The 14,839-nt window shown below is 69.9% G+C and carries 14 protein-coding genes; 6 read left to right on the top strand and 8 right to left on the bottom strand.

All coding sequences use genetic code 11. From position 1 onward, the window contains the following. Nucleotides 1-68: 68 nt before the first annotated feature. Both OEJ37_RS33620 and OEJ37_RS33615 read right to left on the bottom strand, forming a co-directional pair. Complete coding sequence (locus OEJ37_RS33620) at nt 69-926, bottom strand: hypothetical protein (RefSeq protein ID WP_263349300.1); 858 nt, start codon at nt 924-926, stop codon at nt 69-71. Nucleotides 927-980: 54 nt separating this feature from the next. Beyond that, a complete protein-coding gene (locus tag OEJ37_RS33615; RefSeq protein ID WP_263349297.1) occupies nt 981-1,826 on the bottom strand; it encodes an aldo/keto reductase in 846 nt (281 codons plus the stop codon). 166 nt (nt 1,827-1,992) lie between these two features. Here OEJ37_RS33615 and OEJ37_RS33610 point away from each other — a divergent pair, with 166 nt between their 5' ends. Next, nucleotides 1,993-2,739: a GntR family transcriptional regulator gene (locus tag OEJ37_RS33610; protein ID WP_047898842.1), complete on the top strand. Its 747-nt coding sequence runs from the start codon at nt 1,993-1,995 to the stop codon at nt 2,737-2,739. A 21-nt stretch (nt 2,740-2,760) separates the two neighbouring features. On the opposite strand, the gene OEJ37_RS33605 is transcribed toward OEJ37_RS33610, so the two are convergent. Further along, nucleotides 2,761-4,152: a CoA transferase gene (locus OEJ37_RS33605; RefSeq protein ID WP_263349295.1), complete on the bottom strand. Its 1,392-nt coding sequence runs from the start codon at nt 4,150-4,152 to the stop codon at nt 2,761-2,763. A gap of 148 nt (nt 4,153-4,300) precedes the next feature. Between OEJ37_RS33605 and OEJ37_RS33600 the strand changes: the two genes are divergently transcribed. Beyond that, on the top strand, nt 4,301-5,533 hold the full coding sequence (locus OEJ37_RS33600) for a citrate/2-methylcitrate synthase (RefSeq protein WP_263349294.1): 1,233 nt from the start codon (nt 4,301-4,303) through the stop codon (nt 5,531-5,533). On the opposite strand, the gene OEJ37_RS33595 is transcribed toward OEJ37_RS33600, so the two are convergent. Then, complete coding sequence (locus OEJ37_RS33595; RefSeq protein ID WP_174421820.1) at nt 5,506-5,829, bottom strand: DUF2917 domain-containing protein; 324 nt, start codon at nt 5,827-5,829, stop codon at nt 5,506-5,508. The genes OEJ37_RS33600 and OEJ37_RS33595 overlap by 28 nt on opposite strands. 218 nt (nt 5,830-6,047) lie before the next feature. Here OEJ37_RS33595 and mdtD point away from each other — a divergent pair, with 218 nt between their 5' ends. After that, a complete protein-coding gene (gene mdtD, locus OEJ37_RS33590) occupies nt 6,048-7,484 on the top strand; it encodes a multidrug transporter subunit MdtD (RefSeq protein ID WP_174421819.1) in 1,437 nt (478 codons plus the stop codon). Nucleotides 7,485-7,668: 184 nt separating this feature from the next. Beyond that, nucleotides 7,669-8,943 (top strand): EAL domain-containing protein, encoded by a 1,275-nt coding sequence (locus tag OEJ37_RS33585; protein WP_174421818.1) that lies wholly within the window; start codon nt 7,669-7,671, stop codon nt 8,941-8,943. Between the two features lie 19 nt (nt 8,944-8,962). Here the strand turns inward: OEJ37_RS33585 and OEJ37_RS33580 are convergent, their stop codons facing one another. Both OEJ37_RS33580 and OEJ37_RS33575 read right to left on the bottom strand, forming a co-directional pair. Then, nucleotides 8,963-9,565: a class I SAM-dependent methyltransferase gene (locus OEJ37_RS33580; protein ID WP_174421817.1), complete on the bottom strand. Its 603-nt coding sequence runs from the start codon at nt 9,563-9,565 to the stop codon at nt 8,963-8,965. Nucleotides 9,566-9,706: 141 nt separating this feature from the next. Continuing rightward, nucleotides 9,707-10,231 (bottom strand): DUF962 domain-containing protein, encoded by a 525-nt coding sequence (locus OEJ37_RS33575; protein WP_263349291.1) that lies wholly within the window; start codon nt 10,229-10,231, stop codon nt 9,707-9,709. 81 nt (nt 10,232-10,312) lie between these two features. Here OEJ37_RS33575 and OEJ37_RS33570 point away from each other — a divergent pair, with 81 nt between their 5' ends. Together OEJ37_RS33570 and chrA are read left to right on the top strand one after the other, a co-directional pair. Continuing rightward, complete coding sequence (locus OEJ37_RS33570; RefSeq protein WP_263349290.1) at nt 10,313-11,020, top strand: Crp/Fnr family transcriptional regulator; 708 nt, start codon at nt 10,313-10,315, stop codon at nt 11,018-11,020. Between the two features lie 87 nt (nt 11,021-11,107). Further along, the gene (gene chrA, locus OEJ37_RS33565; protein ID WP_263349289.1) at nt 11,108-12,319 is read left to right on the top strand and encodes a chromate efflux transporter; all 1,212 of its coding nucleotides are present in this window, start codon (nt 11,108-11,110) and stop codon (nt 12,317-12,319) included. Between the two features lie 105 nt (nt 12,320-12,424). Here the strand turns inward: chrA and sodB are convergent, their stop codons facing one another. Next, nucleotides 12,425-13,003 carry a superoxide dismutase [Fe] gene (gene sodB / locus OEJ37_RS33560; RefSeq protein ID WP_011352986.1) on the bottom strand — a complete coding sequence of 193 codons (579 nt, stop codon included), beginning with the start codon at nt 13,001-13,003 and terminating at the stop codon, nt 12,425-12,427. 226 nt (nt 13,004-13,229) lie between these two features. Further along, nucleotides 13,230-14,612, bottom strand: coding sequence for an exodeoxyribonuclease VII large subunit (gene xseA / locus OEJ37_RS33555; RefSeq protein WP_263349288.1), 1,383 nt, complete (start codon nt 14,610-14,612; stop codon nt 13,230-13,232). Nucleotides 14,613-14,839 lie beyond the last annotated feature (227 nt).

The raw sequence follows: 14,839 nt of genomic DNA, 5'->3' as shown, positions 1-14,839 counted from the left end.
GCGGTGCTTCGGGTGGCGGTGCTTCGGGTGGCGGTGCTTCGGGTGGCGGTACTTCAGGTGGCGGTACTTCAGGTGGCGGTGCTTCGGGTGGCGGCACTTCGGGTGGCGGCACTTCGGGTGGTGGCACTTCGGGTGGCGGTGCTTCGGGTGGCGGTACTTCGGGCGGCGGTACTTCGGGTGGCGGTACTTCGGGTGGCGGTACTTCGGGTGGTGGTACCTCCGGCAGCGGGGGCCATGGCGGACATGGCGGCGGTGACGGCGGTCACGGTAATGGTGGCAACGGCGGCGGCAATGGCGGCGCCGGCGGTGGCAACGGTGGCAACGGTGGCAACGGTGGCAACGGTGGCAACGGCGGTAACGGCGGTAACGGCGGTAACGGCAATGGTGCCGGCGGCGGCAACGGTGGCAATGGCGGTGGCAACGGCAGTGGCGGCGCCGGCGGTGGCAACGGCGGTAACGGCAGCGGTGCCGGCGGCGGCAACGGTGGCCACGGCAATGGCGGCGGAAATGGCAACGGTAGTGGCGGCGCCGGCGGTGGTAACGGCAGCGGTGCCGGCGGCGGCAACGGTGGCCACGGCAATGGCGGCGGCAATGGCAACGGCAGTGGCGGCGCCGGCGGTGGCAACGGCGGTAACGGCAGCGGTGCCGGCGGCGGCAACGGTGGCCACGGCAATGGCGGCGGCAATGGCAACGGTAGTGGCGGCGCAGGCGGTGGCAACGGCGGTAACGGCAACGGTGCCGGCGGCGGCAACGGTGGCCACGGCAATGGCAACGGCAGTGGCGGCGCAGGCGGTGGCAACGGCGGCAACGGTGGCAACGGCGGCCACGGCAATGGCGGCGGCAATGGCAACGGCAACGGCAGTGGTGGCGCCGGCAATGGCGGCGCCAACGGTGTCGGCAACGGCGGCAGCAACGGCGGCGGTCACGGCGGATCGTCCGGAGGCAACCACTGACCGGAAGCGTTGCCCGGCCGGGTGCCGTCAGAGCATCTCGAGCGCGCGCTTGCTGCGCGGCGCACGGAAGTACGCGTCAAGCTGCGCGCGCTCGTCATCGCTCAACACGAAATCGAGCGCGGCACGGTTGTCGCGCACATGTTCGATCCGCGACGCCTTCGGGATCGCGAATACGCCCGACTGCGCGAGCACCCATGCCAGTGCGACGCGCATCACCGACACGCCGCGCTGCCGCGCGATCTCGTCAAGCGGCGAGCGCTTCGGCAGCCGCCCGTGATCGACCGGGCTGTACGCCATCGCCGGCATCCGGTGTTCGGCAAGCCACGGCAGCAGGTCGAACTCCGGGCCGCGCCGCGCGATGTTGTAGAGGATCTGGTTGGTCGCGCACGCGCCGCCGCCCGCCTCGTCGACGAGCTCGGCCATGTCCGCCGTATCGAAATTGCTCACGCCCCAGTGACGGATCTTGCCCGCGCGTTGCAGCGCCTCGAAGCCCTCGACCGTCTCCTCGAGCGGCACCGAGCCACGCCAGTGCAGCAGGTACAGGTCGAGGCGATCGGTACGCAGGCGCTTGAGGCTCGCATCGCACGCGGCGACGACGCCGCGCCGGCTCGCATGGTGCGGATAGACCTTGCTGACGAGGAACACGTCGTCGCGCAAGTCGGCGAGTGCTTCGCCGACGAGCGCCTCGGTCGCGCCTTCGCCATACATCTCGGCGGTGTCGACCAGGGTCATCCCGAGTTCGACGCCTTCGCGCAACGCGGCGATCTCGTCCGCGCGGCGGGCCGGCCGCTCGCCCATTTCCCAGGTGCCCTGGCCGAGCTTCGGAATCGTCTCGCCGTCGGGCAGGACGACCGTGGAGATGGTGTCTGTCATGCGCTCCTCGTTGCGGATTCGTGGCCGCGCACCGCGGCCGAAGCATGGAATACGACGCATCAGTGTAGTCAATCGGCGCGACACCGGCCTATCGCACGGCAAAAACCGGCTATAACGGCGCCGCATGATGACTTAGAATGGCCGCAACCTGATCGATACCCACTCCATGAAGTCACCCACGGACGACCGCTGGCAGGACCTGCGCCCCGACCCCGACAACGACACGCCGCTCTACCTGCAGCTCGCCCGCAAGCTCGGCGACGCAATCCATGACAATCGCTGGACGGCCGGCGAGGCGCTGCCGTCCGAGCGCGTGCTGTCCGACGCACTCGGCGTGTCGCGCATCACCGCGCGCAAGGCGATCGCGCTGCTCGTCGAGCAAGGCCTGATCCGCCGCACGCAGGGCGCGGGCAATTTCATCCAGCCGCGCTATGAGGATCCGCTGTCGCGGCTGTCGAGCTTCAGCGAAATGCTCGAGCGTCGCGGCTTCAAGCCGAGCTCGCAATGGATCGCCCGCGAGATCCAGCCCGCGAACCGCGACGAGGTGATCCAGCTCGGACTGTCGCCGGCCGCGTCGGTTACGCGCCTGAAACGCCTGCGCCTCGCCGACGGCATCGTGATGGCCGTCGAGAACTCGACGTTCCCCGCGACGCTGATTCCCGATCCGCAGGCGATCGGCGGTTCGCTGTACAGCTATCTCGAAGCGCGCGGCACGCCGATCGTGCGCGCGCTGCAGCATTTCCGCGCGGTCAACGCAACCGACGAGATCGCCGAACAGATGGGCATCGCGCCGCACGACGCGCTGCTGCTGATCACGCGGATCGGCTATACGTCGGACCAGCGCGCGATCGAGCTGACCGATACCTACTGCCGCAACGACTACTACGATTTCGTCGTCGAGCTGCGCAAGTAACGCAAGCCGCGCCGCCGGCGCTCACAACCAGCGCGCATCGTCGGTGCCGAGCGGCACGGGCGGCCGCGCGAACGAGGGCGGCGTAGCCGACAACCGCTCGGCCGGCCGCACGGCGTCGATCATGCCGAACGGCGACGCGATGCGGTCGATCCGGTCGCGCACGTCGGCAGCCGCGAGATCGGGCGCCTGCAGGCCGCCCGGGACGGCGCCGAACGACTGAAGCCAGCGTCCCGTCTGCGCGAGCGACAGCCGCACGTGCCAACTCCCCCCTTCGCGTGCCCGGCGCGCGAGCGCAATCATCGCGCCGAACGCCGCGAGATAACCCGTCGCATGGTCGAGCGCCTGGCACGGCAGATGGCGCGGTTGGTTCGCGTGCGCGGCCTGCTGCTCCTGCCATGCGATCCCGCTTGCCGACTGCACGAGGCTGTCGAAGCCGCGCCGCTTCGCCCACGGCCCCGCGTGCCCGTATGCGGACACCGACACGCACACGATGCCGGGCCGCCGCTCCGCCAGCGCCTGCGGCGCGAAACCGTACGCCGCGAGCGCGCCGGGCCGGTACGACTGCAGGAACACATCCGTGTCGCGCGCGAGCGCGTGCAGCGTATCGACGCCTGCCGCGTCGCGCAGGTCGATCCACGTCGAACGCTTGCCGCGCCCGTTGTCGATCACGAGCGGCGCGATGTTCGGCAGGTGCGGGCCGTTGACGAGCAACGTCTGCGCACCATGCGACGCCAGAGTGCGGCCCGCGACCGGTCCCGCGATGATGCGCGTGAGGTCGAGCACGCGCACGCCCGCGAGCGGCTGGCCTGCGTCGCCGCGGCCGATCGGCTCGACCGGCGCATCGCCGATCCGCTCGATCTCGAACAGCGGCAGCGACGCGATCGCGCGCGCCTGCTCGTGCGCCGCCCATTCATCAGGTATTCTGATCAATGCCGCGCACAGGCCGGCCTCGGCCAGCGCGGTATCGAGTGCCGCACCGTCCCACGTGCGGATCGCCGCGGCGACGTCGGCCGGCTGCGCGCCGCAACCGAGCACGTCGAGGATCCCGTGAAGGTGATGCGGGAAGTTCGCGTGCAACTGGATCCAGCGCCCATCGCGCGTCTCGAAGAAGCCCGTCACCGGATGACGCAACTCCGGCGGCGGGCCATCGTCCACGCGCAGGTAGCGTTCGCTGCGGAACGCGACGAGCGCGTCGCGCACCGACACGTCGACGGATTGCGCGACGCCCGTGCGAAGCCGGTGGCATTCGGCCGCCGCGAGCCCGGCGGCCGCGATCGTTGCCGCGGCGAGCGTGCCGACATGGAACGTCGACGGCAGCGTCGGATCCTGCCCCGTCACGGTCGCGCGGGCCAGCGCGTCGCGGTCGCCGAGTGCGAGTTGCCACAGATGCGTCAATGCGAGTTCGGGTGTCATGGTGAAGTGAGCGCCTAAGCGTCGTGGAGGAGACGGAATCGAGTCTAGAATTCGCGACAGGCGCGATCAATCTTGATTGCACGAATCAATACATACCGAATAGTTGTAGCGGGGCCGCGCTTCATGCGCCCCGACAGGAGCGACCGGCATGACATCCCTCAGCGCGCAGGAAGCCGCCGGCACCCTCGGTGTCAGCGTGAGCACGCTCTATGCGTATGTAAGCCGCGGCCTGCTGCGCTCGCTGCCCGACGGCGCGACCAAGCGCCGCCGCTACGACGCGGATGAAGTGCGCCTGCTCGCGCGCCGCCGCGCCGACGCGAAACGCGCGGGCGGCGTCGCCGAGCGGTCGCTCGACTGGGGCGTGCCGGTGCTCGAATCGCGGATCACGCAGATCGCCGGCGGCCGCCTGCGCTACCGCGGCGCCGACGCGATCGCGCTTGCCGACGAGGCCACGCTGGAACAGACGGCTGCCAGGCTCTGGGACTGTCCGCCCGCGCGGCTTGCCGCCGCGTCGCTCGCGTCGACCGGCTTCGACGCCGCGCAGTGGGACGACTGGGCGCGCCGCTGGGCACATCTCGCGCCGCTCGAACGCACGCTGGTGCTGCTGCCTGCCGCGGCCGCGTCGCTGCCGCGCCTGTGGGCGCAGGGGCGCGACGCGCAGCTCGATTCGGCCGCGCTGCTGCTGCGCGTCGCGACGGCCGCGCTCGCCGGCATCGCGCCGGGCGACGCGCCCGTGCACCGGCAGCTCGCTGCTGCATGGCGCGTGCGACGGCGCGACGAAGCCGACCTGCTGCGCCGCGCGCTTGTGCTGTGCGCCGATCACGAACTGAATCCGTCGACCTTTGCGGTGCGCTGCATCGCGTCGACCGGCACTCACCTGTTCGGCGCGATCACGGGCGGACTGGCTGCGCTGTCGGGCCCGCGCCACGGCGGCGAAACGTTCCGCGCGGGCACACTGCTCGACGAAGCGGCCCGCGCCGCCGACCTCGATCGCTACCTCGCACTGCGGCTGGCGCACGACGAACGCGCGGACGGCGGCCGCACTGCCCTGTCCGGTTTCGCGCACCCGCTCTATCCCGACGGCGATCCGCGCGCGCTGGCGCTGCTCGGCGCGCTGCACGCGGCGGTGCCCGACCGCCCGGCGCTGCGCATGGCACGCGCGCTCGCCGCACGCGTCGAAGCGGCGACGGGCCTGCGGCCGACGATCGATTTCTCTCTCGCGGTGCTGGAGCGCACGCTCGCGCTGCCGGACGGCGCGGCATTCACGCTGTTCGCGGCCGGCCGCACGGCGGGCTGGATCGCGCATGCGCTCGAACAATATGCGGACGGCAAGCTGATCCGGCCCCGGGCGCGCTACGTCGGCAGCGACGCGGCCGCGTGACGCCGGCCGTCGCGCCACGCGACGAGCGGCCGCCACCACGCCTGCACGGCGCGCACGGCCGGCACCGCGAGCGGGCCGAACGCGAAGGTCGCTCCGTGCGGCCCCGCGCTGACCCACACGCGCATGCCGGGCATCAACGTCAGCGAATCGCCGGCGCCGAGCCAGTGGTCATCAGGCCGGCCCTCGACGGTCACCCAGACGTCGCCTTCGGCCACCTCGAGCAGGGTGCGATCGACGATCCGCCACCGTCCTGCCGGCTCGTCACCGTCCATCACATACAGTCGCAGTTCGCGCATGGCAGCCTCCTGGTCGCACGGGTTCGATGGCACCAGTATTTCGGACAGTGGCAGCACACGGACAGATACGGCTACAGACACTTTTGGCTGAACTGTACTGGTCAATCGACGGAGACGGGCATCCGCCGGCCGGACTTCGCGTTGCACCTGCACCGAACCTGCACTGCGCGGCGGCTTTCCCTACAATGTCGGCTGTCCCGCGCCACCGCCCCTCCTTCATGTTCCAACGCCCGCCCGCCGCCGCTCCCGGCGAAAAGAACCTCACCGTGATGCTCTGGCTCGTTGCGACGGGCTTCTTCATGCAGACGCTCGATGCGACGATCGTCAACACGGCGCTGCCGTCGATGGCCACGAGCCTCGGCGAATCGCCGCTGCGGATGCAGTCGGTCGTGATCGCTTACTCGCTGACGATGGCGGTGATGATCCCCGTGTCGGGCTGGCTCGCCGATACGTTCGGCACGCGGCGCGTGTTCTTCAGCGCGATCCTGGTCTTCTCGCTCGGCTCGCTGCTGTGCGCGAACGCACATACGCTGACGCAGCTCGTCGCGTTCCGCGTCGTGCAGGGGGTCGGCGGCGCGATGCTGCTGCCGGTCGGGCGGCTCGCGGTGCTGCGCACCTTTCCGGCCGAACGCTACCTGTCCGCGCTGTCGTTCGTCGCGGTCCCCGGCCTGATCGGTCCGCTGATCGGGCCGACGCTCGGCGGCTGGCTCGTGAAGATCGCGTCGTGGCATTGGATCTTCCTGATCAACGTGCCGGTCGGCGTCGCGGGCTGCATCGCGACCTTCTATTCGATGCCCGATTCGCGCAACCCGGCCGTCGGCCGCTTCGACCTGAAGGGTTATCTGCTGCTGACGATCGGCATGATCGCGATCTCGCTGTCGCTCGACGGGCTCGCCGATCTCGGCATGCAGCACGCGGCCGTGCTCGTGCTGCTGATCCTGAGCCTCGCGTGCTTCGTCGCGTACGGGCTGTACGCAGTACGCGCGCCGCAACCGATCTTCTCGCTCGAACTGTTCAGGATCCACACGTTCAGCGTCGGGCTGCTCGGCAACCTGTTCGCGCGGATCGGCAGCGGCGCGATGCCGTACCTGATCCCGCTGCTGCTGCAGGTGAGCCTCGGCTACTCGGCGTTCGAGGCCGGGCTGATGATGCTGCCGGTCGCGGCGGCCGGGATGTTCTCGAAGCGGATCATCACGCGCCTGATCACGCGGCACGGCTACCGCAAGGTGCTGCTCGTGAACACGATCATGGTCGGGGTGATGATGGCGAGCTTCGCGCTGATGCACGACACGGTGCCCGTATGGGTGAAGGTCGTGCACCTCGCGCTGTTCGGCGGCTTCAACTCGATGCAGTTCACCGCGATGAACACGCTGACGCTGAAGGATCTCGGCACCGGCGGCGCGAGCAGCGGCAACAGCCTGTTCTCGCTCGTTCAGATGCTGTCGATGAGCCTCGGCGTCACGGTCGCCGGCGCGTTGCTCGCGACGTTCACCGGCATGCTGCGCACCGTGACGCCGAGCAACACGCTGCCCGCATTCCATGCGACGTTCATCTGCGTCGGGATCATCACGGCCGCGTCCGCGTGGATCTTCGCGCAGCTCGCGCCCGAGATTCGCAGCACCGCGCGCAAGACGGACCCATCCGAGCGCGCATAACGCGCGCGTTTCGGGCGCCGCACCGCCACTGCGCGCACCATTGCGGTGCGGCCCGCCCCTGCAATGCGCGCTGCGGTATCCCGTCCACCTGCCGCGACGGGCCGCCGCACGTGGTGCGATGCCGTGCATGCTTCTTGCTCGCCTATTCTCTAGGTAAACTGGCAGTCTTCCTTCGGCCGACATCATGAGCATGATCGAAATCGATCCCCCCGGCTTTCAGCCGCCCCGCCCCGTCGCCGGCGACGACGGGAACCGGCGCACCGTGCTGTACGGCGGCTACACCGTGTTCAGCGTGTTCCAGCCCGTTTTCTCGGTGTCGCACCGCCGCGCGATCGGCTATCACGCGTCGCTGCGCGCGCACGACGAGGAAAGCCGCCAGGTGGCGTCGCACGAGGTGTTCACGCAGGCGGCACGGCGCGGCGACCTGCTCGAACTCGGCCGGCTCGCCGAATCGCTGCATCTCGGCAACTTCCATGCGTTCGACAGTCACGACGAATGGCTCTTCCTGAGCCTGCATCCGGCCGCACTGATGGACACGGTCTACGGCGACGCACTGCTCGCGAACCTGAAGGCGCTCGGGCTGCCGCCGCACCGCGTGGTGCTCGAGGTGCCCGAGCAGGCGGGCGGCGAGACGCCGCGCTACGCGGCGATCGTCGACGGGCTGCGCAAGGCCGGCTTCCTGATCGCGCTCGGCGGGTTCGGCGCGAAGCATTCGAACATCGACCGTGTGTGGCACCTGCATCCCGACATCGTCACGCTCGACCGCGGCATCCTCGCGCAGGCGAGCGAGCACTCGCATCTCGAACGCGTGCTGCCGGGGCTCGTGTCGCTGCTGCACGAATCCGGCCAGCTCGTGCTGATGGGCGGCCTCGCGACCGAGCGCGACGCAATGATCGCACTCGAGTGCAACGTCGATTTCGTGCAGGGCCAGTATTTCGCAGGGCCGAGCGTCGACCCGGTGCAGCCGCAGGCCGCCGCGGGCTGCATGGATACGCTGTCGGCCGCGCTGCGGCTGCGCGTCGCGCAACGCGAGCGCACGCAGGCGCAACGGCTCGCGCCGTACGTCGCCGCGCTCGAGGAAGCGAGCCGGAAGCTCGGCGCGGGCGAAGCGCTCACCGATGCAGCAGCAGCCGTGCTCGGACTGCCCGAGACCGCGCGCTGCTTCCTGCTCGACGCATCGGGGCGCCAGATCGGCGACAACGTGCTCGCGCGCGGCAGCGTGTCTCAGCGCGCCAAGCGCTTCCGGCCGCTGCTGCATTCCGAGGGCGCGAGCTGGGAGCGCCGCCCGTACTTCATCGACGCGATGCGCGCGCCGGGCCGCGTGCATCTGACGCCACCCTACCTGTCGATCAACGAGGCGCACCTTTGCGTGACCGCGTCGGTCGCCGCGCCCGCTGCGGCCGGCATGCAGGTGCTCTGCGTCGACATCAACTGGGAAGCGGCGCTCAACCGCGAGTGAACGCGACGGCGTGCCGCCTTCACGCGGCGGCCGCCTTGCGCACGATCAGCCGGTGCACGCGCTTGCCGGACGACGCGCTGACGACCTCGTGCTCGTCGATCACGTGCATGCCGGCGCCGAGCGCCGCATGCATCCGCGCGGAGTCGAGCGGCGTATAGAGGCGGCCGCGCTCGTCGCGCAGCGCACCGTTTCCGGCCACCCGCCAGCTCAGGTACAACGTGCCGCCCGGCATCAGGAGATCGGCCAGCCGCGCGGCGGCGGCCGCCGCGTCCGCCTGTTCGAGGTGCATGACGACCGTCTCGCACAGCACGTTGCGAAACGCGCCCGATGGCACGCCGGCCAGCGCCGGCAGTGCGGTCAATTCAAAGGTCAGGTCGGGGTGGCGCCGCCGCGCCTCGTCGAGCAGCGCGGCGCTCGCGTCGTAGCCGCGCACGTCGAAGCCGCGCGAAGCGAGCCAGGCCGTGTCGCGCCCTGCTCCGCAACCGACGTCGGCGGTCGGCCCGGGCGAGAAATGCTGTTCGAGCAGCGCGTACATGTCGTCGGGGGCGGCCTGGTCGAGCCAGTCCTGCGCATATTGCGCGGCATGGGCGTCGTAGGCGTCGAGAGTCGGGCGATCCACCATGGCGATTGCTCCGCATAGGCGTCGTATGACGCATCCCGCATCTTAGCCGTTGCGCCCCGCCTGTGGCGTCGCGCACGGCCCACGCAACGATGGCGCCAAGCCGGCCTGCGCGGCTCGCACTTCGCCCGCGTGCGGCTCGAGTCAGACATGCGAGTGCGCGCCGCCGTGCGTGGGCCCGGCCCGCCGCTCGACTTCGCGACGTACGTCGCCGCGCAGCCCCGCGAAGAACGCGACTTCGGCGACGACGAACAACGGCCCGACCATCAGGCCGACCAGATCGTCGACGAATGCGGGCTTGCGCCCTTCGAACCAGTGCCCGACGAACTGCACGATCCAGCCGACGACGAACGCGCCGATGCCGATGCCGAGCCATTGCGCGGTCGGCAGCAGCGCGAGCGCCTGCGCGGCCCACAGGCCGAGCGCGAACAACACCGTCATCACGATCCCGAACCGCAGGTCCAGACGCAGGTAGAACACCGCGAACGCGACGGCGAGCAGCAGCGCCGGCGACAGCGCGACGCCGGCCAGCATCGCCATCGCCGGCCGCGACAGCAGCACCTCGACCGCGAACACGATCATCGGAATGCCGACCAGATGCGTCGCGATGTTGCGCGCGTCGCGATGGTAGGCCGCATACTGGGAAAGATGGTCTTCGAGCGTCTTCATCGCGTCTCCTGGCCGGTCGTTGAGCGCTATGATGCGCGTCACGCCCGAGAACCTCTGTCAGCTACCCGACATCGCGTGCCCATGCCCTCGTCGCTCGCCCCCTACCTGCCGCAGATCGAAGCGAACCCGTGGTTCGCCGCGCTGCCGCCCGCGATGCGCGCGGACCTGCTCGCCCATGCGGCGCTGCGCCGCCTGCCGGCCGGCCACACGCTGTTCCGGCGCGGCGCCCCGCCGTGCGGGCTGTACGCGGTACTGGCCGGTTCACTCACGATAGGTGCGGTCGACCCGCAGGGCAAGGAAGCGCTGCTGACGGTCGCCGAGCCCGTCACGTGGTTCGGCGAAATCGCGCTGTTCGACGGCCAGCCGCGCACGCACGACGCGATCGCGCTCGACGACGCGCTGCTGCTGCACGTGCCGCAGGCCGCGCTGCTCGCGATGCTCGACGCGACACCGCAATACTGGCGGCAGTTCGCGCTGCTGATGGCGCAAAAGCTGCGCCTGAGCTTCCTCACCGTCGAATCGATGAGCGTGATGCCTGCCGCGCAACGGCTCGCCGCGCGCCTGCTGATGATCGCCGAAGGCTACGGCGGCATCAGCGCCGGGCGCACGCGCGTGCGGCTGTCGCAGGAAACGCTCGCGTCGATGCTGTCGCTGACGCGGCAGACCACCAACCAGTTGCTGAAGGCGCTGCAGGCCGACGGTGTCGTGCGGCTGCATGTCGGCGAGATCGAGCTCGTCGACATCGACGCGCTGCGCCGCGCGAGCGGGTTGGGCGACAGTACGCACTGAACGTCGCGCAACGACCGCCACGCGACACCCCGCCGTCGCCGCGTTGCGCTATCGTGTCGGCTCGCTCCGCCCATCCCGCGCCCCGTCTTGAACACATCGACCGCCTCCGCCCCCTCCCGCCATCCATGGCCCGTATTCGTCGCGTTCCTGCGGCTCGGCCTCACGTCGTTCGGCGGCCCGGTCGCGCATCTCGGCTACTTCCGCGCCGAATTCGTCACGCGGCGCGGCTGGCTCACCGAGCGCACGTATGCGGATCTCGTCGGGCTGTGCCAGTTCCTGCCGGGGCCCGCGAGCAGCCAGGTCGGGATGGCGATCGGCCTCGCGCGCGCCGGCTATGCCGGGATGTTCGCCGCCTGGCTCGGCTTCACGGTGCCGTCCGCGCTGCTGATGATGCTGTTCGCGCTCGGCGTTCACGCGACGGGCGCACCGATCGAAGCCGGTGCGCTGCACGGGCTTCGTATCGTGTCGGTCGCGGTGATCGCGCAAGCCGTCTGGGGCATGGCGCGCACGCTGTGCCCGGATGCGCGCCGCGTCACGCTGATGGCCGCGGCCGCGTGCGTCGCGCTGCTCGCGCCGGCCGCATGGACGCAGATTGCGGTGATCGTCGCGGCCGGTGCCGCCGGCCTCGCCCTGCTGCCGCAGCCGGCGCGCGATGCCCACGAGCCGTTGCCGCTGCACGTATCGCACCGCGCGGGCGTGCTGTGGCTCGCGCTGTTCGCGACGCTGCTCGTCGCGCTGCCGTTCGCGGCCCGCGTGCTCCGATCCGATACGCTGGCCGTCGTCGATGCGTTCTTCCGCACGGGCGCGCTCGTGTTCGGCGGCGGGCACGTGGTGCTGCCGCTGCTGCAGGCGGCCGTGGTCGCGCCCGGCTGGGTCGGCGATTCGGCGTTCCTCGCCGGCTACGGGCTCGCGCAGGCCGTGCCGGGGCCGTTGTTCACGTTCGCGGCATTCCTCGGCGCTTCGCTGCGCGACGCGCCGAACGGCTGGCTCGGCGGCACGATCGCGCTCGTGTCGATCTTCGCGCCGTCGTTCCTGCTCGTTGCCGGCACCGCGCCGTTCTGGGAGCGCCTGCGCCGCAGCACGCGCATGCAGGCCGCGCTCGCGGGCGTGAACGCGGCCGTCGTCGGGCTGCTGCTCGCCGCACTCTATCACCCCGTCTGGACCGACACGATCGCGGCGCCGCGCGACCTGGCCGCCGCGCTCGTCGCATTCGTCGCGCTGGTGTTCTGGCGCGTGCCGCCATGGGCCGTCGTGATCGCGAGCGCGGCGCTCGGTTGGGTGCTCGGCATGGTCGGCTGATCCGAAAACGCGGCACGACCCTGCCGGCCCACAACAAAAAAAGCCCTCGTTACGAGGGCTTTTTCGTGGGTGCCGCGCGCCGCAGCGGCGCGCAGGCGCCGGACCTTACGCGAAGTTCTTCGCTGCGAAGTCCCAGTTCACGATGTTCCAGAACGCTTCGACGAACTTCGGACGTGCGTTGCGGTAGTCGATGTAGTACGCGTGTTCCCACACGTCGATCGTCAGCAGTGCCTTGTCGGCGGTCGTCAGCGGCGTGGCTGCGTTGCTCGTCGACACGATGTCGAGCGAACCGTCAGCCTTCTTCACGAGCCATGCCCAGCCCGAACCGAACGTGCCGACTGCAGCCTTCGTGAACGCTTCCTTGAATGCGTCGTACGAACCCCACTTCGCGTTGATCGCGTCGCCCAGCGCGCCCGTCGGTGCGCCGCCGCCGTTCGGCGACAGGCTGTTCCAGAAGAACGTGTGGTTCCAGATTTGCGCGGCGTTGTTGAAGATGCCGCCCGACGACTTCTTCACGATCTCTTCCAGCGACAGGTTTTCGAATTCCGTGCCCGGGATCAGATTGTTCAGGTTCGTCACATAAGCCTGATGATGCTTGCCGTAGTGGTACTGGATCGTCTCGAGCGAGATGGTCGGCGCGAGTGCGTCTTCAGCGTACGGGAGCGGCGGGAGCGTATGAGCCATGGCGATTCCTTCGTTGAGTATGTAGGGGGGCTTGTGTTGAATGCTGCCGAGCGTCCGATTGTAGGCGAGGACGAATAACCCCGCAAACTCACGGGCCATTTATCCGCGGTATGCGGAAAAGCGCTGTTTGCGCAACGTCCGGCAGGACGAACCGGCGGTGCGCAGTATCCGTTCCCGTGTAGGACGCGTCCGTTACGGGACCCTTGTTTCGCTTGCGCCGGTTACGTCAGATCGTATCGGTCAACCGCGGCTGCACGTCGGCGAGCGACACGTCGGCCGAGCCTTCGGCGAGATGCACGGTCAGGCGCCGCTGCGGCTTCAGCGCGCTCGGCGCGCGCACCGCGCGACCCGTTTGCGCATCGATGAGCGCCGCATAGCCGCGCTCGAGCGTACGCTTCGGGCTCAGCACCTCGAGCCGCGCCGCACAGGCTGACACGCGCGCCGTGTCGCGCTCGTGACGGCGCTGCAATGCGAGCACGAGACGTTGCGACAGCCCCGCGAGTGCCTGGCGCGCCTGTGACGGATCGGGCCGCGCGCGCTGCCAGCGCAATTGCGCGAGCGCGAAGCGCGCGCGTGCGTCGCGCACCGGCCGCGACGCCGCCGACGCGAGCCGCACCGCGAGCTGCTCGACGTGCGTGCGCTGCCGCTGCAGCCGCTCGGCGGGGCTCACGAGCCGGCGCGCGAGCCAGTCGAGCTGCTGCGCGCGCTGTTCGAGCCGGCGTTCCATGCCGCGCGCGAGCGCACGCTGGCGCTCGCCGACCTCGCGCAGCAGCAGCGCGCGCTGCGGGCTCGCGAGTTCGGCCGCGCCGGTCGGCGTCGGTGCGCGCACGTCGGCGGCGAAGTCCGCGATCGTGAAATCGGTTTCGTGCCCGACGCCACTGACGACCGGCAGCTCGCTCGCCGCGATCGCGCGCGCCAGCGCTTCGTCGTTGAACGACCATAGATCCTCGATCGAGCCGCCGCCGCGGCAGACCAGCAGCACGTCGACCTCGCGGCGCGCATTCGCGGCCTCGACGGCCGCGACGAGCTTTTCGGCGGAACCGGCACCCTGCACGGGCGCCGGATAGACGATCACCGGAATGTGCGGCGCACGGCGCGCAAGCGTGGTCAGCACGTCGCGCAGCGCGGCGGCCTGCAGCGACGTGACGATGCCGATCGCGCGCGGGTGGGCCGGCAAGGACCGCTTGCGCTCGGGCGCGAAAAGCCCTTCGCCTTCGAGCTGCGCCTTCAGCCGCAGGAACGCCTCGTACAGGCGCCCCTGCCCGGTGCGCCGCACGGCCTCGACGTTGAGCTGCACTTCGCCGCGCGGCTCGTACATCGTGACGACCGCGCGCACCTCGATCCGGTCGCCTTCGCGCGGCGTGAATTCCGCGTATTGGGCGCGGCCGCGGAACATCACGCAACGCATCTGCGCCTGCTGGTCCTTGATCGAGAAATACCAGTGGCCGCTCGCGGCGCGCGTGAAATTCGATACTTCGCCCGAAATCCACAGCAGCGGAAACGAGCGCTCGAGCATCGTCGAAATCGCGCGATTGAGCGCCGAAACGGGAATCACTTCGTCGCCGCCGCGGGTCGCGCCGGGTGCGGCAAAAGGGGAGTCGGAAGGCATGGATGGTCGGATGAATGCTGGCCGCGACACGATAGTCCGACACGCGCACGGCGTCCAGCACCAGCCGCATGCGGCGCGACACGCGGAAGGTGTCCACACTTTGGCAATCGTCCGCGTAAAACGCTAAAAAACCGCGGGAAAACCCAGACAATTCGATATAACACATTGATTTTTATATATTTTTAAACCTTTCGAAATGATTCCCATCCGATTCGACGCCCACCCGG

The organism is Burkholderia sp. BKH01 (assembly GCF_025685725.1).
Classification (GTDB): Bacteria; Pseudomonadota; Gammaproteobacteria; order Burkholderiales; family Burkholderiaceae; genus Burkholderia; species Burkholderia pyrrocinia_C.
The sequence above is the reverse complement of the archived record's forward strand: the minus strand, read 5'-3'. Positions and strand labels throughout refer to the sequence as shown.